The sequence below is a fragment of the Rubrivirga aquatilis genome (assembly GCF_046845665.1).
Classification (GTDB): Bacteria; Bacteroidota; Rhodothermia; order Rhodothermales; family Rubricoccaceae; genus Rubrivirga.
Map to the genome: position 1 here is coordinate 2,296,314 of NZ_CP177355.1, position 24,969 is coordinate 2,321,282.

At 71.4% G+C, this 24,969-nt stretch carries 20 protein-coding genes; 5 read left to right on the forward strand and 15 right to left on the reverse strand.

Annotated features, from left to right (window positions below; all coding sequences use genetic code 11):
* Positions 1-115 precede the first annotated feature (115 nt).
* Positions 116-1,843, forward strand: coding sequence for a M43 family zinc metalloprotease (locus ACLII4_RS09950; RefSeq protein ID WP_412067241.1), 1,728 nt, complete (start codon positions 116-118; stop codon positions 1,841-1,843).
* On the opposite strand, the gene ACLII4_RS09955 is transcribed toward ACLII4_RS09950, so the two are convergent.
* Positions 1,833-3,623: a sodium:solute symporter family protein gene (locus ACLII4_RS09955; RefSeq protein WP_412067242.1), complete on the reverse strand. Its 1,791-nt coding sequence runs from the start codon at positions 3,621-3,623 to the stop codon at positions 1,833-1,835. The two genes, ACLII4_RS09950 and ACLII4_RS09955, sit on opposite strands and share 11 nt — an antisense overlap.
* 615 nt (positions 3,624-4,238) lie before the next feature.
* On the opposite strand from ACLII4_RS09955, the gene ACLII4_RS09960 reads away from it, so the two are divergent.
* Entirely contained in the window at positions 4,239-5,042 is an 804-nt protein-coding gene (locus ACLII4_RS09960; protein ID WP_412067243.1) for an HAD family hydrolase, read from the forward strand.
* 9 nt (positions 5,043-5,051) lie between these two features.
* On the opposite strand, the gene ACLII4_RS09965 is transcribed toward ACLII4_RS09960, so the two are convergent.
* From ACLII4_RS09965 to ACLII4_RS10020, 12 genes are all read right to left on the reverse strand, one after another.
* The gene (locus tag ACLII4_RS09965; RefSeq protein WP_412067244.1) at positions 5,052-7,259 is read right to left on the reverse strand and encodes a DUF5916 domain-containing protein; all 2,208 of its coding nucleotides are present in this window, start codon (positions 7,257-7,259) and stop codon (positions 5,052-5,054) included.
* A gap of 51 nt (positions 7,260-7,310) precedes the next feature.
* Complete coding sequence (locus ACLII4_RS09970; protein WP_412067245.1) at positions 7,311-8,015, reverse strand: SDR family oxidoreductase; 705 nt, start codon at positions 8,013-8,015, stop codon at positions 7,311-7,313.
* On the reverse strand, positions 8,012-8,566 hold the full coding sequence (locus ACLII4_RS09975; RefSeq protein WP_412067246.1) for a DUF3124 domain-containing protein: 555 nt from the start codon (positions 8,564-8,566) through the stop codon (positions 8,012-8,014). Before ACLII4_RS09975 ends, ACLII4_RS09970 begins: the two co-directional genes overlap by 4 nt.
* Before the next feature lie 22 nt (positions 8,567-8,588).
* Positions 8,589-10,061: a hypothetical protein gene (locus ACLII4_RS09980; protein ID WP_412067247.1), complete on the reverse strand. Its 1,473-nt coding sequence runs from the start codon at positions 10,059-10,061 to the stop codon at positions 8,589-8,591.
* Positions 10,062-10,098: 37 nt separating this feature from the next.
* Positions 10,099-11,610: an amidophosphoribosyltransferase gene (gene purF / locus ACLII4_RS09985; RefSeq protein ID WP_412067248.1), complete on the reverse strand. Its 1,512-nt coding sequence runs from the start codon at positions 11,608-11,610 to the stop codon at positions 10,099-10,101.
* Positions 11,611-11,941: 331 nt separating this feature from the next.
* A complete protein-coding gene (locus ACLII4_RS09990; protein ID WP_412067249.1) occupies positions 11,942-12,358 on the reverse strand; it encodes a hypothetical protein in 417 nt (138 codons plus the stop codon).
* Position 12,359: 1 nt separating this feature from the next.
* A complete protein-coding gene (locus ACLII4_RS09995) occupies positions 12,360-13,739 on the reverse strand; it encodes a sodium-dependent transporter (RefSeq protein ID WP_412067250.1) in 1,380 nt (459 codons plus the stop codon).
* An 83-nt stretch (positions 13,740-13,822) separates the two neighbouring features.
* Entirely contained in the window at positions 13,823-14,245 is a 423-nt protein-coding gene (locus tag ACLII4_RS10000; RefSeq protein ID WP_412067251.1) for a hypothetical protein, read from the reverse strand.
* 3 nt (positions 14,246-14,248) lie between these two features.
* Entirely contained in the window at positions 14,249-15,835 is a 1,587-nt protein-coding gene (locus ACLII4_RS10005; protein ID WP_412067252.1) for a sodium-dependent transporter, read from the reverse strand.
* Positions 15,836-15,867: 32 nt separating this feature from the next.
* Entirely contained in the window at positions 15,868-16,746 is an 879-nt protein-coding gene (locus ACLII4_RS10010) for a penicillin-binding transpeptidase domain-containing protein (RefSeq protein ID WP_412067253.1), read from the reverse strand.
* The gene (locus ACLII4_RS10015) at positions 16,743-18,098 is read right to left on the reverse strand and encodes a hemolysin family protein (RefSeq protein WP_412067254.1); all 1,356 of its coding nucleotides are present in this window, start codon (positions 18,096-18,098) and stop codon (positions 16,743-16,745) included. Before ACLII4_RS10015 ends, ACLII4_RS10010 begins: the two co-directional genes overlap by 4 nt.
* Positions 18,099-18,318: 220 nt before the next feature.
* Positions 18,319-18,825 (reverse strand): single-stranded DNA-binding protein, encoded by a 507-nt coding sequence (locus tag ACLII4_RS10020; protein WP_412067255.1) that lies wholly within the window; start codon positions 18,823-18,825, stop codon positions 18,319-18,321.
* Between the two features lie 163 nt (positions 18,826-18,988).
* Between ACLII4_RS10020 and mazG the strand changes: the two genes are divergently transcribed.
* Positions 18,989-19,834, forward strand: coding sequence for a nucleoside triphosphate pyrophosphohydrolase (gene mazG, locus ACLII4_RS10025; RefSeq protein WP_412067256.1), 846 nt, complete (start codon positions 18,989-18,991; stop codon positions 19,832-19,834).
* A 76-nt stretch (positions 19,835-19,910) separates the two neighbouring features.
* Here mazG and hisB read toward each other — a convergent pair whose 3' ends face one another.
* Complete coding sequence (hisB, locus tag ACLII4_RS10030; RefSeq protein ID WP_412067257.1) at positions 19,911-20,510, reverse strand: imidazoleglycerol-phosphate dehydratase HisB; 600 nt, start codon at positions 20,508-20,510, stop codon at positions 19,911-19,913.
* Positions 20,511-20,602: 92 nt separating this feature from the next.
* Here hisB and ACLII4_RS10035 point away from each other — a divergent pair, with 92 nt between their 5' ends.
* Together ACLII4_RS10035 and ACLII4_RS10040 are read left to right on the forward strand one after the other, a co-directional pair.
* Entirely contained in the window at positions 20,603-21,172 is a 570-nt protein-coding gene (locus ACLII4_RS10035; RefSeq protein ID WP_412067258.1) for a hypothetical protein, read from the forward strand.
* 389 nt (positions 21,173-21,561) lie between these two features.
* On the forward strand, positions 21,562-23,715 hold the full coding sequence (locus tag ACLII4_RS10040; RefSeq protein WP_412067259.1) for a RecQ family ATP-dependent DNA helicase: 2,154 nt from the start codon (positions 21,562-21,564) through the stop codon (positions 23,713-23,715).
* A gap of 11 nt (positions 23,716-23,726) precedes the next feature.
* Here the strand turns inward: ACLII4_RS10040 and ACLII4_RS10045 are convergent, their stop codons facing one another.
* Positions 23,727-24,959 carry a hypothetical protein gene (locus ACLII4_RS10045; RefSeq protein ID WP_412067260.1) on the reverse strand — a complete coding sequence of 411 codons (1,233 nt, stop codon included), beginning with the start codon at positions 24,957-24,959 and terminating at the stop codon, positions 23,727-23,729.
* Positions 24,960-24,969 lie beyond the last annotated feature (10 nt).

Here is a 24,969-nt window from a genome sequence, read left to right on the forward strand (position 1 = left end):
GAGGGGAGTGTCCACGGGGATGTTGCACGACGCCGAGCGGTTCCGGGAGACGTGTGACGTGGGCACGAATCCGCCGACCCGGCGCGTAGCTTGCGGAATGACACCGTTTGCACCTGTGCGCACCCTCGCCGTCGGCCTCCTCCTCCTTCTGCTGGTGCCCGTCACCGCCGCTCAGGTCCATCTCGACGGCCGTCGGTGCGCGACGCCGTCGCCGACGGTCGCCCAGTCCATCGAGCGCGCGGCGATCGTCCAGCGCCACCGCAGCCTGTCGGCCCTCCGGGTCGGGCCCGACGCGCCCGTCACCGTCCCCGTCGCTGTCCACGTCCTCAGCGACGGGAGCCGGGGCGACGTGCCGCTGGCGATGCTGGAGGCCCAGGTCGACACGCTCAACTCAGCGTTCCGCACGACGGGCTTCCGGTTCGCGCTCGCGGTCGTCAACCGGGTCGACAACGCCGACTGGTACGACGGCCTCCGGCTCGGCTCGGGCGAGGAGCGCGCGATGAAGCGGGCGTTGCAGATCGACCCCGCGCGCGTGTTGAACGTCTACACGGCCGACCTCGGGCTCGACTACCTCGGCTGGGCGACGCTGCCCTACGGCGCCTCAGAGCGCGACGAGGACGACGGCGTGGTGATTCTAGACACGTCCCTGCCGGGCGGAACGGAGGCGCCCTACAACTTGGGCCACACCGGTACGCACGAGGTGGGCCACTGGCTCGGGCTCGACCACACGTTCTCCGGCGGCTGCACGTCGTACAACGACGGCGTCGCCGACACGCCCCAGGAGGCGTCGCCCGCCTCGGGCTGCCCGGTCACGCGCGACTCGTGCCCGCTCGACCCCGGCCTCGACCCGGTCCGCAACTACATGGACTACTCGCACGACTCGTGCATGACCAACTTCACGCCGGGGCAGGCCGAGCGGACGGACGCGCTCGTGGGCCAGTACCGCCCGACGCTCGTCGCCGGCGGCTACGCGCTCGCGTTCGCGGACGACGAGACCGAGAACCTGTTCGTCAACGTGCCCACGACGGTCGCCGTCCGCGTGACGAACGCGACCGATCGACCGCTCACGGTCTCCGGCGCGAGCTCCGCCCAGGCCGACGTGTCGCTGGCGCCGGCGGTCGTGGCGCCGGGCGCGGTCGCCGTGCTCGACCTCGCGATCACGACGCGGCAGTCGGGCGCGTTCGCGGTCCGCATCGACACCGACGCCGCCGGGCCCGAGGACTTGGTGACCGTCCGCGGGACCGCCTTCGCGCCGCCCACGGCCCGCCTCGACGTGACGGGTGTGGAGCTGACGCTGCTGGAGGGCGTGAGCCAGAGCGTCTCGTTCGTGATCGCGAACGACGGCGACGGCCCGCTGACGTTCGATGTCGACACGGACGCGCTGCCGGAGTGGGTCCGCGAGATTGCCCCCGCGACGGGGACGGTCGAGCCGCACACCGAGACCACGGTCGACGTCACGGTGACGGGCGTCAACGTCGCGCCGTCGGAATACGCCCAGACGTTGGACATCACGACCAACGACCCGCTCCGGGGCACCGTCGAGGTGGCGCTGTCACTCAACGTGTTGGTGCGGCCGAACGCGCTGGCGGCGGGCCCCTCGTACCCGAACCCCACGCGCGGCGTCGTCAACATCCCCCTCGAACTGCCGGTCGACCTGGGCATCCGGGCCGAGGTCTACGACGTGCAGGGCCGCCGCGTGGCGGTGCTGAGCGACGGCCGCCAGCTCCCGGCGGGCTACCCGGAGCTGCAATGGGACGCCAGCCGCGTCCCGGCGGGTGTCTACGCCGTCCGCGTGTGGACGCTGGCCGAGGCGGTGCTCACCCGGGTCGTCGTCATCCGCTGATCGACGCCGCGTCGTCGGCGCGCAAGGAGCGGACGAGCGCGGCGATGACGGCGACGGCAGCCGTGAGCGTGATCGCGCCCTTTACCGGCTCGCCCAGGACCAGCCAGCCGATGCCGAAGAGGGCGGCATAGACGGCCGCGCTGCCCGCGAGCCACTGCACGAACAGGCGCCCGAGCCCGGTGTCGACCTCGACCTCGGGCTGGCGCGCGGCGACGGGCCGCCAGCCGGGCCCGCCCGGCCGGACGCGCCGGTAGAAGGCGTCGAGCGTCGCCTGCCCGGTCGGCGCGGTCACGAACGTGGCGACCAGCCACGCGGCCGTCGTGATGGCGGCGATGCCGAACAGGTTGGTCGGGAACTCCGAGGTCAGGAATGGCACGTCGACGCCGACGATCTGGAGCCCGACCATCGCGAGCGGGACGACGGTCGCCACCAGCTCGCTCCATGCGTTGATCCGCCACCAGTACCAGCGCAGGATCAAGACCAGGCCCATCCCAGCGGAGGCACTCAGCAGCAGCCCCCACGCGCCGGAGACGGAGTCGAGCTGGGTCGCCAGCAGGAAGCCGCCGACGGCGAGCCCGAGCGTGAGGACGCGGGACACGAGCACGTAGTGGCGCTCCGTGCGGTCCTTCGCCATGAACCGGCGGTACAGGTCGTTGACGAGGTAGCTGGTGCCCCAGTTGAGCTGGGTCGAGATCGTCGACATGAAGGCGGCCAGGAAGGCGGCGAACAGCAGTCCGAGCAAGCCCGCGGGGAGCGCGTCGCGCATCACCATCACGTAGCCCTCGCCGGGGTTCTCGAGCCCGGGGTACAGCACGAGCGCCGCCAGCCCGACGATGATCCACGGCCACGGCCGGATGCAGTAGTGCGCGATCGCGAACCACAGGACCGCCAGCACGGAGTCGGTCTCGGACCGGGTCGCCAGCATCCGCTGGGCTACGTACCCGCCGCCGCCCGGCTCCGCGCCGGGGTACCAGCTCGCCCACCACTGAACGCCGAGGTACGCCGCGAACGCCACACCCGAGAGCGCCAGCGTCGCCGCGCCCTCGACCGCATTCCCGACGACCGGCGTGAACCGGAACGCCTCCGCCGGGAGCGCGGCCCGCAGCCCGGCGATGCCCCCGACTTCGGGGATGTCGAGCGCGTACCACGCCAGCGCGACCGACCCGAACATCGCGAGCGTGAACTGGAACACGTCGGTGATGGCGATGCCCCACAGCCCGGCGATCATCGAGTACACGCCCACGAGCAGCATCAGCCCGCCGACTGCAAGCGTCGGGGCGCTCAGGCCCGCCCACTCGCTCGCGCCGAAGATGGTCATCCCGGGGAAGAGGACGCGGAAGACGGTCGTCATCGCCAGCACCACCCAGCCGATCACGATGGCGTTCGCGAACAGCCCGAAGTAGACGGCCTTGACGCCGCGGAGCCACGCGGCCGGCGCGCCGTCGTAGCGGAGCTCGACCAGCTCCACGTCGGTCAGCACGCCGCTGCGCTGCCACAGGCGCGCAAAAAAGAACACGGTCAGGATGCCACCGAGCGCGGCATACCACCACAGCCAGTTGCCCGCCACGCCCGACTGGGCCACCAGCTCGGCGACGGCCAGCGGGGTGTCGGCCGCGAACGTGGTCGCCACCATCGACGTGCCCGCCAGCCACCACGGCATCGAGCGGCCCGTGGCGAAAAACTCGTCGGTCGACTTGGACGCGCGGCGGGCGTACACGGCCGCGAGGCCTACGGTCAAGAGCAGGACGGCGGCGACGATGGCCCAGTCGAGGGGACTCATGCGGGTGGGGTGGGAGACGTCCGCAAGCTATTGGCAGGTCCTGGGTTCGGGGGCTACGGAAAGACGTCGGACCTCTCTGGACTACCCCCTGCGCGCCCCCACTACCGTTGAAGCCCCTTGCCCTGAAACGACGCGAGCGCCGCCGGGACAAGCCGGGCGGCGCTCGCGAGCTAGACGGCGGAGCCGTCTAGAACTGGAAGACGATGAACACGCCGATGCCGACGATGGCGGCGGCGGCGGTCATGGCCGTGATGAGACGATTCATCTGATCGGGGGGCTTGGGAGGGGGGACGATCCCGAAACCGGCGGCCCTTCATGGAAAGTTATCCACATCAGGAACCGGGCTTGCGGCGAAAGTACTCCGTCACCTCTTGCGGCTGCAACCCCTTGTGCCAGAAATGTCTAAGGGGGGTGACAGAATCTGTCTTGCTCATCGGTGACAGCGCGTCGAGTTGATAACGTTGAGCTTGGGGGGCGGAGATTGTCACGACGCCTTTCCCGCATCGGAGACTGTACGCGGGAGGTGGTAGTCGGATAGGGCGTTTCCCCGACCCACGCCGACCAGGGATCCGCGTTCGGCGGGTCCAGTTTGCCGGGCCCCTCTCAATCGGACCCGTGCTGGATCTCTCACGCATCGACGCCGTCATTTTCGACGTGGACGGCACGCTCGCCGACACCGACGACCACCTCGTCGCTCAGGTCGCAACGGCCCTCGACGCGATCCCGCTCGTCAGCGGCCGACGGGCGGCCGAGCTGGCGCGCCGACTCGTGATGGCCGCGGAGACGCCGACGAACGCGGCCTATAGATCCATCGATCGGCTCGGCCTGGACGACGAGCTCGCGACGGTCAAGAACGCCATTGGTGCCGTGCTGGAGCGGGTGCGAGGACAACGGGAACGGGCCGAATCCCACCCCCCCGACGCCGCCGACCACATCCCCCACGACATGGTCCCCGACGTGGACGAGATGCTCCGGGCCGTCGCCGAACGCTACCCGATCAGCGCGTTCTCGACGGGCGGCGAAGCGCGCATCCGCGCGTTTTTCGAGCACTACGGGGTGCTGGACCTCTTCGAGACTGTCGTCGGAGCGCAGACGACGCCGCGGATGAAGCCGTATCCCGACCCGCTCCTCTACTGTGCCGACGCGATGGGCGTCGAGCCGGAGCGTTGCCTCGTCGTCGGCGACACGACCGTGGACATGGAGACAGCTGCGTCGGTCGGCGCCCAAGCCATCGGCGTGCTGTGCGGGTTCGGGACCGAGGACGAACTCCGCCGCGAGGGGGCCGTCGAGATCCTGGCCACCACCTCCGACCTGCTCGCCCTGTTGGCGCCCGAGGCCGACGCCCTCGATGGGAGCGCGGAGCCGACCGCTGAGCCGGACGAAGAGGCGGCTGCGCAGTCGAAGACCATCGGCCGGTAGCGTGCCGCGCTAGATCAACACCAGGTACGTCAGCTTGACGACCGCCAGCCGGTCGCGGAGCACGACGGTGCGGCGCGGGTCCAGTGGGTCCGCGCCCTCGTCGATCCGGCCGTAGGCCGTGTTGAACACGACGAACAGGTCGGAGCCGGGGCGGTGGATCCAGTCGAGGCGGACGTTCGCCTGGAGCTGGCGCGAGACGTTGTCGTACTGGAGCAGCGTCCGGCCGAACAACGTGCGGCTGAACGCCGTGAGCGCCGAGAGCGAGCCGACGGTGACGGCGAAGTCGCCATTCCCCACGTCGACGACGGAGTGCGACACGCTGGGCTCTAGGACGAGGTGCCGCGACTGGCGCCAGCCGGCCGTCGCCGAGAGGTCGGTCCGCGTGCCGTCGAAGAAGCCGCCCGTCGACGCCGAGGCGCGGCCGAAGACCGGCCGGCTCGAGTCGGTCTCGCCCGTCAGGCCGAGCTGGACGAACGTGTAGTCGCCCGGCGCCACGACCTCGTCCGTGCGGATGGCGAAGGGCTCCTCGAGCCGCTCGAAGCTCCGCTCGACGCTCAGCGCGAGGTAGTCGCGCTGGGGGAAGTCGACGCGCACGGCGGCCGCGGCGCCGGTCGTCTGGAGCTCGCCGTCCTGGCCGGTGATCACGTCGCCCTCGGCGCTCACCGAGACGCGGCGGACGAACGGGAGGGCGGGGACGGCGACGAACGGCCGGTACGTGGCGCTCGCGGCGGCGCGGCGGAGGTCGCGGCGGCGGACGAACCCGAGCGCGGGCGCGTAGCCGGCGCCGACGCTGGTCAGCGAGCCCGAGACCTCGGCGGTCTGATTCTGCACCCGGCCGAAGACGTGGCCCGCCGAACTCGTCAGGTCCGGGTCGGTGTCCCACACCTGGGTGGCCCACCCGCTGACCTCGCCGCCGCGCCCGAACCGAACGAGCCCGTCTACGCCGAGCGCCTGGTTCGAGCGGCCGGCCGTTCGCAGGTCCGTCACGATCGCGCCGACGGTCGTCTTCGGGAGCACGTCGGCCCGGACGCGGGCGACGGTGTTGGTGGTCGACTGCGAGCCGAACAGGTTGTCGAGGCCCGAGCCCGTCTCCAGACTCATCGCGCCGACCGAGAGCGGCCCGACCTGCCCGGTGACGCGAGCGCCCGCCAGGATGTCTTCCGCCAGCCCGATCCGGCGCGAGAAGAAGGTTTGGGTGAAGCGCGGGTTGCCGTGCTCGAACAGGCCCGAGCGCTCGAGGAAGAACTCCCGCTTCTCGGGGAAGAACAGGCTGAAGCGGCTGAGGTTGATCTGGACGTTGTCGGCCTCGACCTGCGCGAAGTCGGTGTTGACCGTGAGGTCGAGCGTCAAGTTGGAGCTCAGCCCGTACTTGATGTCGACGCCCGCGTCGGCGGTCAGGCTGGCGTCTTCGGTCGGGAGGCCGAGGTCGGGGCGCGACTGCTGGGCCCCGGTGATGCCGTAGGGCTTGACCTCGAGGTTGAGGCCCCGGTTGATGTCCTTGAGGCCGGTTACGACGCCGTAGCGCGAGACCGCCGCGAGGGAGAGGAAGTTGCTCCCGCGCTCGAGCCCGATGTCGGGCCAGATGACCCGCTCGTTTTTGCGGTTGATCATCCGCGAGACCATGAACCCGAACGAGAGGTCGTCGCCCTCGGGGAAGCGGAGCTGGCGGAAGGGGATGGCGGCCTCGAGCGTCCACCCGTCGGGCCCGATGTGCGTCTCGGAGCGGAAGACGGCGTCCCACGAGAAGCTGTCGATCGTGAGCCCCTCGTCGGTGATCGTCGCGTCGTCCTGGGTCCCGAGCGCGTTCATCTCGAAGAGGTACGCGTTGCGGCCGTCACGGAAGGTGTCGAGCCCGATGTAGACGTGGTCGTCGCGGTCGTTGCGGCCGCCGCGCTCAAGGTTCTTGGCGCGGATCAGCTCCGGGTTGCGGTCGAGGTTGCGGAAGGCGACGTAGAGGTAGTCGCGGTCGTAGGCGACGCGGACCTCGGTGGTCTCCGTCGGCTCGGAGCCGTCGTCGGGCCAGACCTGTGTGAAGCTCCGGATCGGCACGATCCGGTCCCACAGCAGCTCGTCGAGCCGGCCGTCGATCCGGGGCGCCTCGTCCGTGAACACGGCGGTCACCTCCTGGTCGGTCGGGGGGGGAGGGGCGTCGGGGCCCGCGGGTTGGGCCGCCAGCGGCGCGGCGAACAGGAGGGCGAGAAGGGCCGGGCGCAGCATCGACGGGGGGAGAAGGTGTTGGGAAACTAGCAGCCCCGGCCTCCCCGGGCGCTAGATCGAGCGCGTCAGCCCGCCGTCGACGCGGATGCTCTGGCCGGTCACGTACGCGCCGCCGTCGGAGAGCAGGAACGCGACGGTCGCGGCCACCTCGGCGACGCTGCCCAGGCGCCCGGCGGGGATGCGCGCCCGCGTCGCGTCGTCCACGGGGTACGTCTCGACAAAGCCCGGGAGCACGCTGTTCATCCGGATCCCCGAGGCGCCGTAGCGCTCGGCGTACAGCTTGACGAATGCGCCCAGCGCCGCGCGAATCGCAGACGACACCGGAAACCCTAGGGACGGCTCGATGGCACCGAATGTCGACACGTTGACGATCGCGCCGCCGCCCTGTCGCTCCATCACGGGCGTCACGAGCCGCGCGAGCCGGACGGTGTTGAGCAGTGCCAGGTCCACCCCAGCGTGCCAGTCGTCGTCGGTGATCGCCAGCAGGTCGGCCTTGGGCGGGTGGCCGGTGTTGCAGACCGCCGCGTCGATCCGGCCGTATGCGGCGAGGGCGGCGTCCACGAAGGCGGCGAGGTCGTCGGCGTTCGACACGTCGCCGGTGATGCCGATGGCGCCCAGCTCATCGGCGAGTGCGCGCACTTCGTCGGTGCGGCTCATCAGCGCGAGCCGGTAGCCGTCGGCGGCGAGTCGGCGGGCACAAGCGGCGCCCATGCCTCGGCTGGCGGCGGTGACGAGGGCGACGCGTGACTCGGTCATTCGGTCGGGAGGGCAGGGTCGAGCGGGCGGACCGTCGTGCCCCGGGTGACGAACGAGATCCCCTGGGCGCCGGCCGTGCTGATCATGACGGCCTCGACGATCGGTGCGCTCACGGCCCCGTCGGCCTCCCAGTCGACCAAAAAGCTGGCGCCGACGCCACCGGTCCGGTCGCGCTCTTCGACGACGTACGCCCGCGACGCGAGCGGCGACAGGACGGTCGCGCCGTCACCGTACGTCCGGACGAGCCGCCCGTCGGAGTCGACGTAGCGGACGGCGCGGATGCGGATCGCGCGGTCGGCGTCCGTGTTGCGGATGGAGAGCGTGGCGCTGAGGTCGATCCGACGGGTCCCGTCCTGGGAGAAGATGTGCGAGTACGCCGGGACGTACACGGTCTCGGCGACGACGGCGCGCCCGACCGCCGTCGTGTCGGGTGGGGGGTCGACGCTCGCGGCCGTCTGGGGGGCCGCTGGCGACGGGTCGGCGCAGCCCGCAACGGCGGCGCCGAGGAAGGCGAGGGCGAGGGCGAGCCGGTGAGGCCAGGGGCGCGTCATGGCCTCATGGTACGTCGCGGGGTCAGACGCGGGCGGGCGCCGCGACCGCCGAGGCCGTCTCGGCCCACTCGGCCGCTTGCGACAGCGACATCCGGCCCGTCAGGTTGGTCCCGTGGTGCGGCTCCACGTGGACGTCGCCGAGGTACGGCCCGCCGTCCACGATTCGCTCGCCGAGCGCCGCCATCTTGCCCACGAGTGCGAACGCGGCTGATTGCGGCGTCGAGCACGACACGGGTGGGTTGGCGGTGCCGTGGAGCACGAAGCCAGGGGGCGTGGCGCCCTCCTCGGGGTACCCGTGCCAATGCGCCAGCGCCAGCCCCTCGCTCGCCAGCGCTTCGGCAAACGGGGCCTCGGGGTCGTGCGCGCGCAGGACCGCCGCCGCCAGCGCGTTCCCGACGGCGTGCGCCAGGATCGCGAGTGTGTCATAGGACGGGCGGCAGTCGCCCCCGGTGCCGGGCGGGGTGTCGAACACGATCCGCCCGCGCGACAGCGTCAGCCGGACCAAGTCGCGCTCGGGAACGAGGTGCACCTTGTCGCAGCCCGACCGCGTCCCGAGCACCGACACGTCGGGCACCGCCGCCAGCCAATCCGTGCCGCCGACCGTGACGCGCGCCGACCACACACCGTCGAGCTCCCGGACGGGCCGCTCGTCCCAGTCGAGCCCGGCCACCTCTAGGGGCGCGTCGGCCAGGCGCCGAGCCGGCGCAACATCGACGGGGAGCTGGCGGGCAAGAAACCCGTAGCTCATCCCCGTCCGGTGGTCGAGATACGTGGCGACGAGACGCCGGAACAAGCGGTTGCGGTATTCGAGCTGGTCGAGCGACGTGTGGGCCAGCATCAGCCCGCTGGCATCCCACGCTCGCGCCCCGGCCACGAAGTCGTCGACCTGCGTCGCGAGCGGGCCGAGGTCGAGGGCGCCCGCGCGGACGGTGATCGAGGCGGGGTCGGGCGGCTGGACCTGGGCGGCCAGCTTGGGCACGAACGTGTCGAGCACGGCCGCGTCGAGGTCGTGCGCGTCGCCCGCGTCGATCACGGCGCCGTTCATCGTGCAGACCGTCCACCGCCCGTCGTGGACGAAGACGGGGATGTGGATCTGGCTCCACGCCAGCACGCCGACGATGGCGTCGAGCGTCTCCTGCAGCCCGGCGTCCGGGGCGACGGGCGGGGGCCGGTCGAAAAGGCCGACCAGCGGGTTCCGGTACAAGCTGCTCACGCGGCGGATCGCGAGGGCGTCGTCGTCGCCGTCGCCCTGCTCGATGGTGACGATGTCGGGCCGGATCTTGCCCCGCTCCGTTAGCGCGTCGGCGTAGGCGACCACCTCGACCCCGGCTCGCGCCAGTGCGCCGCGCAAGCGGTCGGTGAACGCGTCGAGCTCGGGCGTGCGCTGGTGCGCCGGGGCGAACGTGACGCGCAGGCCCGCCGCCATCGCGGCAGGGGAGAGCGGGGCGTCGGCGTCGAGGCCGAGGAGGCGGTAGGCGAGGCGGGCGTTCGTCACGGGCGAAACCTACCGACGGGCTCAGGGCGCGGCGGCGCTACCAATCGTTCTCCTCCTTGACCACACCGGTCTCGACGGGCACCGGGTACTCGCCCGAAAAGCACGCGTGGCAATACCGCTCGCGGCTCTCGTGCGCCTCCTCGACCGCCGCCAGCATCCCCTCGACGGTGAGGTACCCCAGCGAGTCGACGCCCAGCCAGTCGGCAATGGCCTGGACGGAGCCGTGCTTGTTGGCCGCCAGCTCCTCGCGCGAGGGGAAGTCCATGCCGTAGAAGCACGGCCACCGGACCGGCGGGCTCGCGGACCGGAAGTGGACCTCGGCCGCGCCCGCGTCGCGCACCATCTGGACGAGCTGCTGGGCCGTCGTGCCGCGCACGATCGAGTCGTCCACCATCACGACCACTCGGTCTTTCAAGACGCCCGCGACCGGGTTGAACTTGGTCCGGACGCGCTGCTCGCGGGTCGACTGGCCGGGCGCGATAAAGGTGCGGCCGACGTAGTGGTTGCGGATGAGCCCGATGTCCAGCTTGCACCGACGGCCCTGCTTGTTGGACTCCGAGACGTAGCCGATGGCCGCCGTGTTCGACGAGTCCGGGACGGCCATCACGATCGGCCGCTTGCCGTCGGGCCCGGCGGCCGGCACGGGCGCGTCGTGCGCCAGGCGCTTGCCCATCTTGCGGCGGACCTTGTCGACGGTCGCGCCGAAGACGCGCGAGTCGGGGCGCGAAAAGTAGACGTACTCGAACACGCACTGGCTGACGCCATGCGGGCGCGGCAGGCAGACGCCGTTGAAGTCGCCGCCGGCCCCGACGCGCTCGACGCCCTCGCGGTCGATCACCAGGATCTCGCCCGGCTCGATGTCGCGGACGTAGGTGGCCCCGACGATGTCGAAGGCGCAGGTCTCTGACGCGACCACCCAGCCGGGCTCCGCCCGGCCCGGGGCGGGCGGCATCTGGCCGAGCGCGAGCGGGCGGAAGCCGCTCGGGTCGCGCGCCGCGATCAGCGCGTCGTCGGTCAGGATGACGAGCGAGAACGCGCCCTGGCACTCGTGGAGCGCGTCGACGATGCGTCCGACCGCGCCCTCCTTGTGGCTCTGCGCGGCGAGGTGCAAGATCAGCTCGGTGTCCGAGGACGACCGGAACAGCGTCCCGCGCTCGACGAGCCGCTCGCGGATGGCGCGGGCGTTCGAGAGGTTGCCGTTGTGCGCGAGCGCGAAGTGGCCCTCGCGGTCGATCGCGACGAACGGCTGGATGTTGGCCGGGTTCGTGGCGCTGCCCGAGGTCGAGTACCGCGTGTGGCCGATCGCCGAGTCGCCCAGCAGGGTGTCGGAGAAGACGCTCTCGTCGTCGAACACGTCGAGCACGAGCCCGAAGTCCTTGACGAGGGGCATGGCCTTGCGGCCGGTCGCCTCGTCGTGGACGCTGGTCACGATGCCGGCGGACTCCTGGCCCCGGTGCTGGAGCGCATGGAGACCGAAGTAGGTCAGCCGCGCGGCGTCGGGGTGGTTGTAGACGCCGAAGATGCCGCAGTGGTCGCGTGCTTTGTCCACAGTCGGAGGGGGGCCGGGGAGGGACAGGTTAACGGCGGGGCGGGCGGGGGTGGGGCCCCGCCACCGATTCTTCGGGAGCGCGCGGCCGGCTGGCGGGATCCGCCCGATCTGCTGGCCTACGGGGACCGCCCGCCCGCTCGCGAGAGCCTCGACCCCCCCGCCTGCCGGCCGCCCCCCTCACCCGGTGGGGGCTTCTTTACAATGGCGCGTCGCAACAATGCCCGACCTCGGCGCGGCTCGCGGAGTCCCCCCTTCCCGCTTGCGGGGAGGGGGACAACCCGAAGGGTCGGCGAACCCAGGGGGTGGTCGATCGGGCTGGCGCGAGCCCCGCTCAGTCGCGCGCCCACGCCACGGCCGCGACCGCCAGCCCTACCCCGAGCGCGTCGGCGGCGAGGTCGCGCCACGAGAAGAGCGGGTGCCGGGGACGCCGGGCGTCGGCGAGCTCTTTCGCGAGCCCGAGCACGAGCGTCCCGCCGGCGGCGACGGGGAGGGCGCGGCCGTCGCGCAAGGCGTCGGCTCGCGCGAGCACGGCGTTGCCGACGACGGTCGCCGCGAACGAGGTACCGAGGTGCAGGGCCTTGTCGGGCGCCAGCCAGTCGTCGGGGGCGGCCGTCGAGTCGGCCGCGAGCGTAGGAAACGGGACCGTCCCGGCTTGGGCGTGGAGGTCGGGCCGGACGGGCTGGGCGCGGGCGGCCGTCGCGAGCAGGGCCGGCGCCGCGAGCAGGGCGAGGGCGACCGCGAGGCGCATCTTAAAAGAAGTTGCCCGTCACGATCACGTAGACGAGGATCGCGCTGACGGCGACGGGGCAGACCCACTTGACCAAGAACTCCCAGAGCGCCTGGGCCGGGATCTGGTCGCCGTTCTCCTCCAGCGACGCCGCGGCGGCCTTCGTGCCCCACTTCCACCCGACGAACAGGCAGATCAGCAAGGCCCCAATGCTCAGGCTGAAGTTGCCGAACAGGATGTTCTGGAAGTCGAGGAACGACCCGTCACCGAGCGGGATGGCCGTGCTCAGGAAGTCGTTGCCGCCGAACGAGAGCGCAGACGGGATGGCGAGCAGCAGGCACGCCCCGGTCACCACCCAGGTCGCCTTCTCTCTCGCCCACGCCTTCTCGTCGACGAAGTAGCTGACGACGACCTCGAGCAGGCTGATCGTCGAGGTCAGCGCGGCGATCGAGAGCAGGAGGTAGAACGCGATCGCGAACAGGCCGCCGGCGGGGAGGCTCTCGAAGATGGTCGGGAGCACCACGAAGACGAGCCCGGGGCCGGCGCCCGGCTCGCCGCCCGCCGCGAAGAGCGCGGGGAAGATGATGAGCCCGGCCAGGATCGCGATGCCCGTGTCGAACAAGGCCACGATGATTCCGGACGAGGGCAGGTCCTGGTCCTTCGGCATGTACGAGCCGTACGTGATCATGGCGCCCATGCCGAGGCTCAGGCTGAAGAGCGCCTGCCCGAGCGCGCCCATCACATCGGTGATGGTCATGACCGAGAAGTCGGGCTTGAAGAGGTACGCGATGCCCGCGCCCGCACCCGGCAGCGTCATCGAGCGGACCGCCAGGAGCACCAGGATCACGAGGAGGACCGGCATCAGGATCTTGGTCGCCCGTTCGATGCCGCCCGAGATCCCGCCGCGCACGACGAGCGCCGTGACCAGCAGGAACAGGGCCGCGAGCCCGGTCGCCAGGGCGCTGTTGCCGATGAGCTCGGTGAAGTAGGCCGCACTCGCCGCGCTGTCGGTGAGCCCGGCGATGCCGCCGGTAAAGGCCGCGCCGAGGTACGCCAGCGTCCACCCCGCGATGACGCTGTAGAAGGCCAGGATGCCGAACCCGGTCAGCACGCCGAGCCCGCCGACGTAGGGCCACCAGGTGCCGGGCACGAGCGCTTTGAAGGCGCCGACGGGGCTCTGCTGGGTGGTCCGCCCGACCGACAGCTCGGCGAGCATCACGGGGACGCCGATGAGCGCGACGAACAGGAGGTAGACGAGCACGAAGGCGCCGCCGCCGCCCTCCCCGGCCGAGTACGGGAAGCGCCAGATGTTGCCCAAGCCGATGGCCGAGCCGGACGCCGCCAAGATGAAGCCGAGCTTGGAGCCCCAGGCGCCTCGGCCGGGGGGAGAGACGGTTGCCACGTGGACGGGAGGGAGGGGGCGAGGACACCGCCGCGGCGCGACGGCCGCGCAGCGTCAGGAACGAAGAGAGGGGGGCCGCCGGCTCAGGTGTCCGGGAACAGCGTCGGGTCGATCTCGATGCGGTCGCCGTCGGACAGCAGGGCGCGCATCGAGATGGCCGCGCCGCCGAACAGGATCAGCCCGGCCAGGATCATCACGATGAGCCCGCCCAGGGGCACGCCCACGTAGCGGACAGACAGGCTCTGGCTGGCGGCCCCGGCGGTCACCGACACCACGCCGGCCTTTTCGGGCGTGAACGAGAACGTGGCCGAGCCCGGCGTCATCACCTCGGTGATGGCCGTCACGGCGCCGGGCCGGTACGTCACCGTGACCGAGTCGACGGGCGCGCTGAACGTGACCGTGACGAGCTCACCCCGCGTGGGGTCCTCGGGCTCGATCGACAGGATGTCCTGGGCGGAGGCGCCGGCGGCGACCGCCAGCAGGGCGGAAAGGAGGAGCAGGCGCATGGCTTAGGACTCGAAGACGGCGATGGGGGACTCCGTCGCCTCCGGCGCGGATGGCTGGCGGGTCAGGTACGTCGCCAGGGAGAGGGTGCCGACGATCCACAGGATCGGGATCACGACCGGGAACCAGTCGACAAAGCCAAGCGGGTTGGTGGCGCCGTAGAGGGCGCCGCCCGCAAGGTCGATCCACAAGTTCCAGACGATGACGGTGAGCAGAATCGCCGGGATGATGAACCGGAGCAGCACGTCGAACCAGACCCCGAGCTTGAGCTTCGAGTTCTGGTTGACGAACGCGCGCAGGTTGCCCGCGCCGAACACCCAGCCGAGCAGGACGCACTCGATCAGGCCGACCGTCAGCAGGCTGTAGCCGAAGGCCCAGTGGTCCAGGATGTCGAGGAAGTTGAGGCCCACGGTACCGTTCCCCGCCAGCCCCGGGTCGACGATAAAGGGGAGCGCGGTGACCATCGACCCGAAGAGGCCGGGGACGGCCACCATCAGCAGCGCCTTTTTGCGCTCGATGCCCAGCTTGTCGATGAGCGCGCTCGCCATGCCCTCGACGAGCGAGATCGCGCTCGTGACGCCGGCCATTACGATCAGGAAGAAGAACGCGAACCCGAAGAGCTTGACGCCGAACGGGAAGGCCGCGATGCCCTGGGGGATGGCGAAGAACGAGAGCGACAGCGTCGAGCCCGCCGGGTTGAGCGCGAAGGCGAACAGCATCGAGAAGATGGCGATGCCGGCGATGTACTCGAACCCGCAGTTGAGCAGGCTCACCATGAACGAGTTGTTGACCTGGTCGGAGTCCTTCGGCAGGTAGCTCGCATACGCCGTCATGGTGCCGAGCCCGAGCGACAGCGAGAAGAACATCTGGCTGAAGGCGCCCTTCCACACGTCCGGCTGGGCGATGCCCGCCAGGTCCGGCGTGAAGAGGTACATCACGCCGTCCGTGCCGCCCGGCAGCGTGACGCCGCGGATGATCAGGATGATCATGAACAGCCACATCAGCGGGACCGCGATCCGGACCGTCCTCTCGATGGTCTCCGTCCCCTTGAGCAGCGCCGTGAGCGTCATGGCCCAGATGGCGACGACGGCGAACATCGGCCACCACGAGGACAGGATGCTGAAAAAGTAGGCGGTCGCATTCGGTCCGTCGCTGGGCTCCAGGAAGGGCGCGAACGGCGCGGTCGCCCCGGGCTCCATCAGCCCGTAGAGGGCCCCGACCATCATGCAGAGCGCCCACCCGAGGATCGTGATGTAGTACATCGTGATGAAGAGGGCGCTGCCCAGCGACCACCAGCCCACGAACTCGCCCTTTTTGCCGACCACCTTCGAGAGCGCCATTGGGAAGCTCCGCCCGGTCATGGTGCCCAGGCTGAACTCGGTGATCATCACCGGGATGCCGAGCACGAACAGCGCGATGAAGTACGGGACGTAGAACGCGCCGCCGCCGAACTGGTAGGCGTTCGAGGCGAAGAACACGATGTTGCCCAGCCCGATCGCGGAGCCGCTCGCGGCCAGCACAAAGCCGAGTTTCGAGGACCAGACGCCGCGGTCGACGGCGTCGGCGGGGCTGGGGGGGGGAGCGTCGGGCAAGGCGAAGATGGCGCGGGTGTGAAGGCCCGAAGCTACGGCGCCCCATCCGTGCGGACCGGCCAGACCCCCGCGTCCGCCAGCACGGCGCGCACGATGCGCAAGCGCCCCGGCCCGATGTCGAAGCGCGCGCCCGGCGCGGCCTCGGCGTTCATCGCGTACACCACCGCCTGCCCCGGCCCGCCGGGGGTACCCTCGGGACGCTCCACCCAGCCGACAAGCCAGCCGATCGCCGGTTCGTCGGGAGGGATCCCCCAGCCCGTCTTGCCCCGCAACCGGGCGCCGCCGGACTCCGCAAGCGTCGGGAGCAACTCGCGGACGGTCGCTTGGTGCGCTTCGGAAAACGCCAGGTCGCCCCGGCGCAGGCGGTCGAAAAAGACGACCTGCTCGTCGGCGGAGACGCGCAGCGTGCCGTCGAGCCACGACATGTCGAGCGAGTCGCTCATCGTGGCGTTGCCGTACGGCTCGCGCGCCAGCACGGCCTCGTAGCCGTCGCGGCCGACCTCCAGCGCCAGCCGTTGGAAGAGCCACAGGGCCGAGTTCTCGACGCCGGTCCGCAGCGAGTGGTCGCGATTCCACGACCGGATCTGCCGCTCGACGCCGTCCCACGCGTGCATTACGTCGACATTGGTGACGGTGCCCTGATCCAAGAAGACGAGGGCGTTCCAGATTTTGGAGGTCGAGGCCGGGGTGAGCCGGGTGGCCGCGCGGCCGGGGTCGTGGCGAATCGTCCGGCCGGTCGCCGTGTCGAGCAGCACGAACGTGCCGACGGCGCCTTCGGCGTCGAACGCTGCAGACCAGTCGGCGACCGAGTCGGCGGGCGCTGGCGCGGGTGTCGCGGGCGCGAGTGCGGGCTCGGGCGACCCGCTGCAGGCGGAGACGGCGAGCGCAAGCAGGAGCGCGAGCTTGGTCATGCGGGGTCGGACGGCACGTCGGCGTCGGGCACGCCGGTCTCGACGCGGACCGACAGGATGCGGTTGTCCTGCACAGCCTCGACCCGCATCGTCAGCCCTTCGTAGGTCACCTCGTCGCCGGGCTCGGGGATGTCGCCGGCGAGGTGCAGGATGAGGCCGCCCAGCGTCTCGAAGTCGAAGTGGTCGGTGTCCATCTCGACGCCGAGCGTGTCCGCGAGGTCGTCGAGGTCGACCCGGGCCTCGGCACGGTAGACGCCCGGCGCGACGGCCTCGACCAGCTGCTCCTCGTCGGCGTCGAGCTCGTCGTAGATCTCGCCGACGACCTCTTCGAGCAGGTCCTCCAGCGTGACGAGCCCGGCCGTGCCGCCGTACTCGTCGACGACGAGCGCCATGTGCGTGTTGGAGGCCTGGAAGTCCGCCAGCATGTCGTCGAGCGTCTTGCCGGGCGGCACGAAGAGCGGCCTGCGGGCGATGACGGCCCAGTCGGGGGTGATGCCGGCGCCGTCGAGCGAGGGCAAGAGGTCCTTGGCGTAGACCACGCCGAGCACGTTGTCGAGGTGCTCGTGATAAAGTGGGAAGCGGCTGTGGCCGGTCTCGCGGATCAGGTCGAGGGCGCCGTCGAGCGTCGCGTCGTCGGCGAGCGCGCGGACGTCGACGCGGCTCACCATCACCTCGCGGACGGTCGTCTCGCCGAACTCGACGATCGAATGGATCAGCGCCCGCTCCTCCTCGCCGATGCTGCCCTGCGCCTCGCCCACGTCGGCCATCGACTTGATGTCGGACGACGACAGCGGCTCGGCCTCGCGCCGCAGGCGCGCCTGCACGAGCGACGCCAGCCCCGCCAGCAGGTCGGCGATGGGCGTCACGACGTGGACGAGCGGGGACAGGAACGGCGCGACGCCCCGCGCGAAGCGGCTCGGGGCCCGGCTGGCCGCCAGCTTGGGGGCGATCTCGCTGGTGACGAGTAGGACGAACGTCAGCCCGACCACGTTCGCCGCCAGCGCCGCCAGCGGGTTCCACCCGTACGTCTCGGCCGCGCCCACCATCAGCTGCGTCGACAGGATCGCCGCGCCCACGTTGACGACCGTGTTCAGCAGCAGGATCGCCGCCAGCAGCCGCCGGGGCCGGTCGAGTAAGAGGAGGACCCGAGCGGCTTCTCGTCCACCGTCGTCTCGCAGCGCCTCGCGCTCGCTGGCGCCCAGGGAGAAGAGCGCGACCTCGGACCCGGAAAACAGCGCCGACAGCCCGAGCAGAAGCACGAACACGCCGATCTGGACCGCCAGGCCCGCGGGGCCAGGGAGAACGTCGGCGAGGAGTTGGGCCGCGAGGGCCGGACTAGAGTCGGGGTCCAAGGTGGAAGGACCTGGGCGGGAAAAACGGACGCGCCGGGCGCGAGCGCCGGGGCCCAAAGGTAGCGAGGGCGTAGACGCGGCGGCACCCCGGTGGGTTCTTCTCACGTCAGCCGGGCGCGGTGCTCGCGCCGTCTGGATCGGGCGGCGCCCACGCGGACGGGCCCAAAAAAACCGGGCGCCCCGCGAAGGGCGCCCGGCGTCGGTCTCTCGCTAGCCGAGGCTAGAAGGGGAGATCATCATCGGGCTCGAACGAGTAGTCGTCCGCCGGCGCGGCCGGCTTCTGCTGGCGGGGCGCCGAGCGGTTGTCGCCGCCGCCGCTGTTGGACTGGCGAGCGGGCCGGGGCGACTGGTCGTAGCTGTCGTCGCCGCCGCCGCCGCCGCCGCCACCGCCTTCGCGGCCACCGAGCATCTGCATCTCGCGGGCCTTGATCTCGGTCGAGTACCGCGTGTTGCCGTCCTTGTCCTCCCACTGCCGGGTCTGGAGCTGGCCCTCGATGTAGACCTGGCGTCCCTTCGAGAGGTACTCGCCGCAGATCTCGGCGAGCCGGGCCCAGGCCACGACCGTGTGCCACTCGGTGTTCTCGACCTGGTTGCCGTCGCGGTCCTTGTAGGACTCGGTCGTGGCCAGGCGCATGTTGCAGACGGCCGTGCCGCTGCCGGTGTACCGGAGCTCGGGGTCCTGCCCGAGGTTGCCGATGAGGATGACTTTGTTGACTCCGCGTGCCATGGGGCTAGGGGATGTGAGGGAGGTCTCCCTCGGTACATGAATCCGCCGGTCCGGGCGGGGTGCCCGGGCGGCCGTTCGGTGCGCCACGAGGCGCGTCGCGCAGGATAGTCCCCCCGAGGCGGGGCGGCGTACCCTACGCGGACCAAAAACTATCGCAGACCCTGTGTCAACCCCCGGTCATACCCCGTTCCCGTACGACATCGCCGACCTCGGCTTGATGGACGACGACCGCGCCGCCGCGCACGCGCCGCTGTTCCAGGACTTCGTCGCCATCGTGCGCCGCTTGCGCCGCGAGTGCCCGTGGGACGTGGCCCAGACGCACGACTCGACCAAGCACCTCACCATCGAGGAAGCCTACGAGCTGGTCGACGCCATCGACGCGGGCGACCCGGACGAGGTCAAAAAGGAGCTCGGCGACCTGTTCTTGCACGTCTTGTTCCACGCCCACATCGCTGAGACCGACGGGACGTTCGATCTGGGGGACGTGATGCGGGCCGAGATGACGAAGCTGGTCCGCCGCCACCCCCACGTGTTCGGCGACGAGGTCGTCTCCGGGACCGGCGAGGTGCTGCGCAACTGGGAGGCCATCAAGCAGGCCGAACGGGCCGAGGCAGGGACTCCCGACGCCGTCCCGTCCGCGCTCGACGGCGTCCCGGGCACGCTGCCCGCCCTCCTGCGCGCCGAGCGGGTCCAGCAAAAGGCCGCCGCCATCGGCTTCGACTTCCCGACGGCCGACGACGCCTGGGACAAGGTGCGCGAGGAGGCCGACGAGGTCCGCGCCGCCGAGACCGACGACGCGCTCGAGGACGAGGTCGGCGACCTGCTGTTCGCCGTCGTCAACTACGCCCGCCTGCGGGGCGTCGTGCCCGAGACGGCGCTGCGGCGGACGGTCGACAAGTTCTCGCGCCGCTTCCGCGCCGTCGAGGCCGGGCTGACGGACGGCGCTGGGTCGACGCTCGACGAGATGGACGCGCTCTGGGAGGCGGCCAAGGCTGGCGAGCGCGGGTGACTACGTTCGCGCCCGGACCACCATCCACTCGACGGGCCGGACCTCGAGGGCGGAGATCAGGGCCAGCCCCGTTCGCCTACAGCGCCTCCTTCGTGCTCGGCAGCCGGTCGCCCGCCTCGTCGCGTGCCACGGCAATCCGCAGCGCTCGCGCGAACGCCTTGAACAGCGCCTCAATGCGGTGGTGATCGTTGGCGCCCCGCAGCACGTCGAGATGCAGCGTCATCCGCGCCTGCTCGGCCAGGCTCCAGAAAAAGTGCTCCACCAGCTCCGTCGACAGGTCGCCCACGCGCTCGCGGTCGAAGGCGGCCACGAACGTGAGGTGGGAGCGACCCGACAGGTCGATCGCGGCGCGCGCGAGGGCTTCGTCCATCGGGATCGTCGCCGTGCCGTAGCGCGCGATGTAGGCCTTGTCGCCCAGCGCTTGGGCCAGCGCCTGCCCGATCGTGATGCCCACGTCCTCGACCGTGTGGTGGTCGTCGACGTGCAGGTCGCCGTCGGCCTCGACGGTCAGCCCGAGGCGGCCGTGCCGCGCCAGCAGGTCCAGCATGTGGTCGAGGAAGCCGACGCCCGTAGCGTTCGCGTAGGTCGGCGCGGGGTCGTCGAGGGCGAGGGTGACCGTGACGGAGGTCTCGGCGGTCTGGCGCTCGACGCGGGCGGTGCGGGGGGGGAGGCTCATGCCGAAAGCTAGCCCGACCGCGCGTGACCTTGGGTGAACGGGGAACGGCTTCCTCCGTAGCGTCCCCGTTCCCCCCCAAACGCCCCGCTCCGATGCGCGCCTTGCTCCTCCTCGCCGCCGTCCTCCCCTTCGCCGCCTGCGACACGAACGGCGACGGCATCCCCCGCACGGCGGTCATCTCGCGCGTCGTCGTGGAGGCCGCGCCCTTCTCGGACCCCAACGGCGACGGGTGGGACGGCGGCTCGAACCCGCTGGCGGACGGGCCGGAGGTCTACTTCCGACTCTTCGACGCCTTCGTGGATTACCAGACCGACCCGGGCGCGGACCGTCTCAACCCGCGCGACGACGTCGACGTGTTCGCCCTCGGCTCCGACCAGCCGTGGTATGAGGCCGTCGACGAGCGCGACCTGCCGCTGATCTGGGACGTGGACCCCGGCTACATCGTCCGCGACCTCGCGAATCCCCTCTACGTCGCCCTGTTCGATTACGACCCGACGACGGGCGACGACCCGATGGGGGAGACCGAGGTGTTCACGCTCTTCGACCTCGCCCCGGCTCGCGTCACCGGCCGCGCGCAGACGATCCGCCTCAACGGCTTCGACCGGACGGGCGCGGCCACTAGCGAGGTGGCGGTGCGCATCACCGTCGAGTTTTTCGACTAGCGGCTGCGGCCGGATCGGCACCCCCCATTCTCCTGTCCTCCTGAGCGGAGGGCGCAGCCCGGAGTCGAACGCGGAGCGTCGGCGGAGCCGAGGATCTCTGGCGAGCGGCGCGCTCCGGGCGTGGCTCCCGGCGCCAGCGGGCGACGCCGTCCGTCGCACCAGAGATCCTTCGACTGCGCTCGCTCCGCTCAGGAGGACGGCCATGAGAGGGAGCGCGAGTCGACGAGTAACACGTTGGGTAGGGACATACTGGCGGTGTCTCCGTACGGCGGTGGGGAGTGCCCGGGCCGCCCGTGCCCGGCCGGTACCTTGGCGTCTCTGACACCCGACCTGTCAGCCGCCCGGGCCGATCCTGGGCCGACCTGCCGCCCCCGACCGTGCCCGCCCTGATGTCCGCCCCCGCAGCCCCGCCCTCCGCCGCCGTCCGCGACGCCCTGCGCGAGCACTTCGGGTTCGAGGGCCTGCGCCACGGGCAGGCCGAGGCGATCGCGCCCGTCCTCGAAGGCCGCGACACGCTCGTCGTGATGCCGACCGGCGCCGGCAAGAGCCTCGTCTACCAGCTGGCGGCCCTCCTCAAGCCCGAAGGCGTCACCGTCGTCGTGTCGCCGCTGATCGCGCTGATGAAGGACCAGGTCGACGCGCTCCGGGCGCGTGGCATCTCGGCCGCCTACGTCAACTCGTCGCAGTCCCAGACCGAGCAGCGCGAGGTGCTCACCCAGCTCCGCAACGGCGACCTCCGGATGGTCTACGCCGCGCCCGAGCGGCTGCGGCTGGCGTCGTTCCAGCGGCGCCTCCGCGAGGTCGGCGTCGCCTTGCTCGCCGTCGACGAGGCGCACTGCGTGAGCCAGTGGGGCCACGACTTCCGGCCCGACTACCTCGCCCTCGCCTCCGCCCGCCAGGGCATCGGCGACCCGCCGTGCGTGGCCCTCACGGCGACCGCCACGCCGCGCGTCCAGGGCGACATCGCCGAGCAGCTCGACTTGCGCGAGCCCGCCCGCGTCGTGACCGGCTTCAACCGCCCCAACCTCGCCTTCGTCGTCCGGTCGACCGCCTCGGCCGACCAGAAGCGCCAGGTGCTCCACCGGTTTTTGAACGAGCACGAGGATCAGGCGGGATTGATCTACGTCGCCACGCGGAAGGATTGCGAGGCGCTGGCGCGGTTCGTCCGCGAGGAGGTCGGCCGCCCGTGCGAGGCGTACCACGCCGGCCTGCCCGACGCCGAGCGCGCCCACGTCCAGGAGCAGTTCGTCGCCGGCCGCCTCGACACCGTCGTCGCCACGAACGCCTTCGGCATGGGCGTCGACCGCGGCGACGTGCGCTTCGTGGCCCACTGGTCGATCCCGTCGGCACTCGAGAGCTACTACCAGGAGGCCGGGCGCGCGGGCCGCGACGGCGCCCCGGCGACGGCGCTCCTGCTCTACGCGCCCCAGGACCGCCAGCTCAAGGAGTGGTTTATCGAGCAGGGCGCGCCGACGATGGACGACCTGCGCAAGGTGCACGGCCACGTCCGCCGCGCGGCCGAGATGCTGCCGCCCAACCCCGACGACGAGATCCGCGTCTCCGACGCCGACTTCCAGCTCCGCATGGCCGAGGCGACCGGCGTCCACGCCGGCAAGCTCCCGAATGTGCTCCGCCGGCTCGTCCTCGCGAACGCGCTCGACGAGCGCGCCGAGGGCGTCGGGCCCTCGCGGTGGGCGCCGCGCGAGTGGGACCAGGCCGCCGTGTCCCGCGCGCTCAAGTCCGTCGACAAGCACCGCGAGGACCAGTCGGCCAGCCTGATGGGCATCGTCCGCTACGCCCAGGGCGCTGCGTGCCGCCGCCGCGCCATCCTGGACCACTTTGGCGACGACGCTGAGACGGATGTCCCGGCCGAGGACTGCTGCGATGCGTGCCGCGCCCAGGCCCGCATCGAGAACCGCGAGCCCGGCGAGATCCCCGAGTGGGACGAGCTCAGCATGGACGCCCGCGTCGCGCTCGGCCTGCTCGACGCCGTCCGCCGGATGCGCTGGCCCGTCGGCCGCTTGACGCTGGCGAAGATCCTGGCCGGCTCCAAGGCCAAGGGCATGGACAAGTACGAATCGCACCCGTACTACGGCCGCCTGCAGATGGTCGGCCAGGGCTCCATCGACGCCGTCTACAAAGACCTCCTCCTGAAGGGCTACCTCCGCATCGGCGGCGACGAGTACCCCGTCGTCGAGCTCACGCCGCTTGGCGACCAGGCCCTCGACCACCGCGACACCATCGACGTCAAGGTCCCGGCCTTCAACGCCGGCGGCTCGCGCAAGCGGTCAGGTGCCGCCGACGACACGCCCCTCGACGCCGACGACCAGGCCCTCTTCGAGACCCTCCGTAGCTGGCGGGCCGACCTCGCGCGAGAGGGCGGCGTCCCGCCCTACGTCATCTTCAACGACCGCACCCTGCGCGCCGTCGCGACCGCCCGCCCGGCGTCGCAGGACGAGATGCTGGCGGTCTCCGGCGTCGGCCCCGCCAAGTGGGAGCGCTACGGGACGCAGGTCTTGCACCTCGTCGCCGAGGCGGGGTAGGAGGGGAGCCCTTACTCGGTGGCCCTAAGGCTGAACACCGCCCCGTGCGGGATGGCGGGCCCCGTCGGGCCGTGCGGCCACGCGGACCTCTCGAACGTGACGCCGGGAGCGTCGGCGCCGGGGTCGCGGAACCGCGGGTCGAGCGCGAGCGCGCCCGTCTCGGGGTCGAGCGTGGCGAGGAGCACGCGACGTTCGAGCGTCCCCTTGCCCCCGCTGATCACGACCCGCGTGCCCGACGGGTCGAGCGCGATCCAATGCGGGCCGTCGGTCTGCGAGAGCGTCAATCGACCCACCTCGCGCGGGCGGTCCGGGTCCGACACGTCGAGGCTGACGATCGCGTTCGCGTCCGGCACCGTCTGGACCCAGAACCGCCCCGACACGACGGGCAGCGCGCAGTTGGTCCCTTCAAACCGGTACACGAACGTCGCCGACGGCGCCTCGGTGTCGAGGTCGTGGAGCCGGTAGAGGCCGCAGTTGAACGTCGAGACCAGGGTGGTCCGGCCGTCGCGGAGGGTGCGCGGCTCGGCGGGGTCGAGGCCCTCGCTCCCGCCCGGCCCAGGCGGGAGCACGACCGTGGCGACGCGCGAGAGGTCGGCGAGCCGCCACACCTGGACGACCCTGCTGACGTCCGTCGCGTGCATGTCGGCGCTCGTCGTGACCACCCGGTCGAGCGCGGGCACGACCGCGAGGCTGTACGGCCGGATGAACGGGTCGATGGCGGGGTCGGCCGCCGGTGCCTCCCGGAGGACACGGCCCTCCGCGTCGAGTTCGACGAGCGCGCCGGCCTCGGCATTGGTGTGCCCGCGCGTCTGGAGGGTGGCGAGCACGCGGCCGTCCGGCAGCCGGGCGAAGGAGTGCGGGTGACTGAACTCGCTGTCCACGACGAACCGGCCGGCGAGGCGGGGCGCACGGGGGGCCGTGAGGTCGAACCGGAACACGTCGCCACTCCCGAACCCGTTGGCCCAGAGCACGCCGTCGGGCGGCATCTGGTGGTCGGTGTGGTGAGGTCCCGTCCCCGCAGCGTCCACGGCGAGCGTGGTGACGACGGCACCGTAGGTGGGCGAGTCCGGGTCCGCGTCGAGGACGGAGAGGAAGTCGGGGTCCGAGCGATCGGCGTCCCCCGCCCAGACGAAGAGGAACCGGCTTCCGGGGTCTGCGGCCGTGTCTGAGTCAGGACGAGGGAAGGGGGGCGTGGACGCGCAACCGACGACGGCGAGCACCCACACAAGTAAGAATGGCTTCATCGGTTGGGCT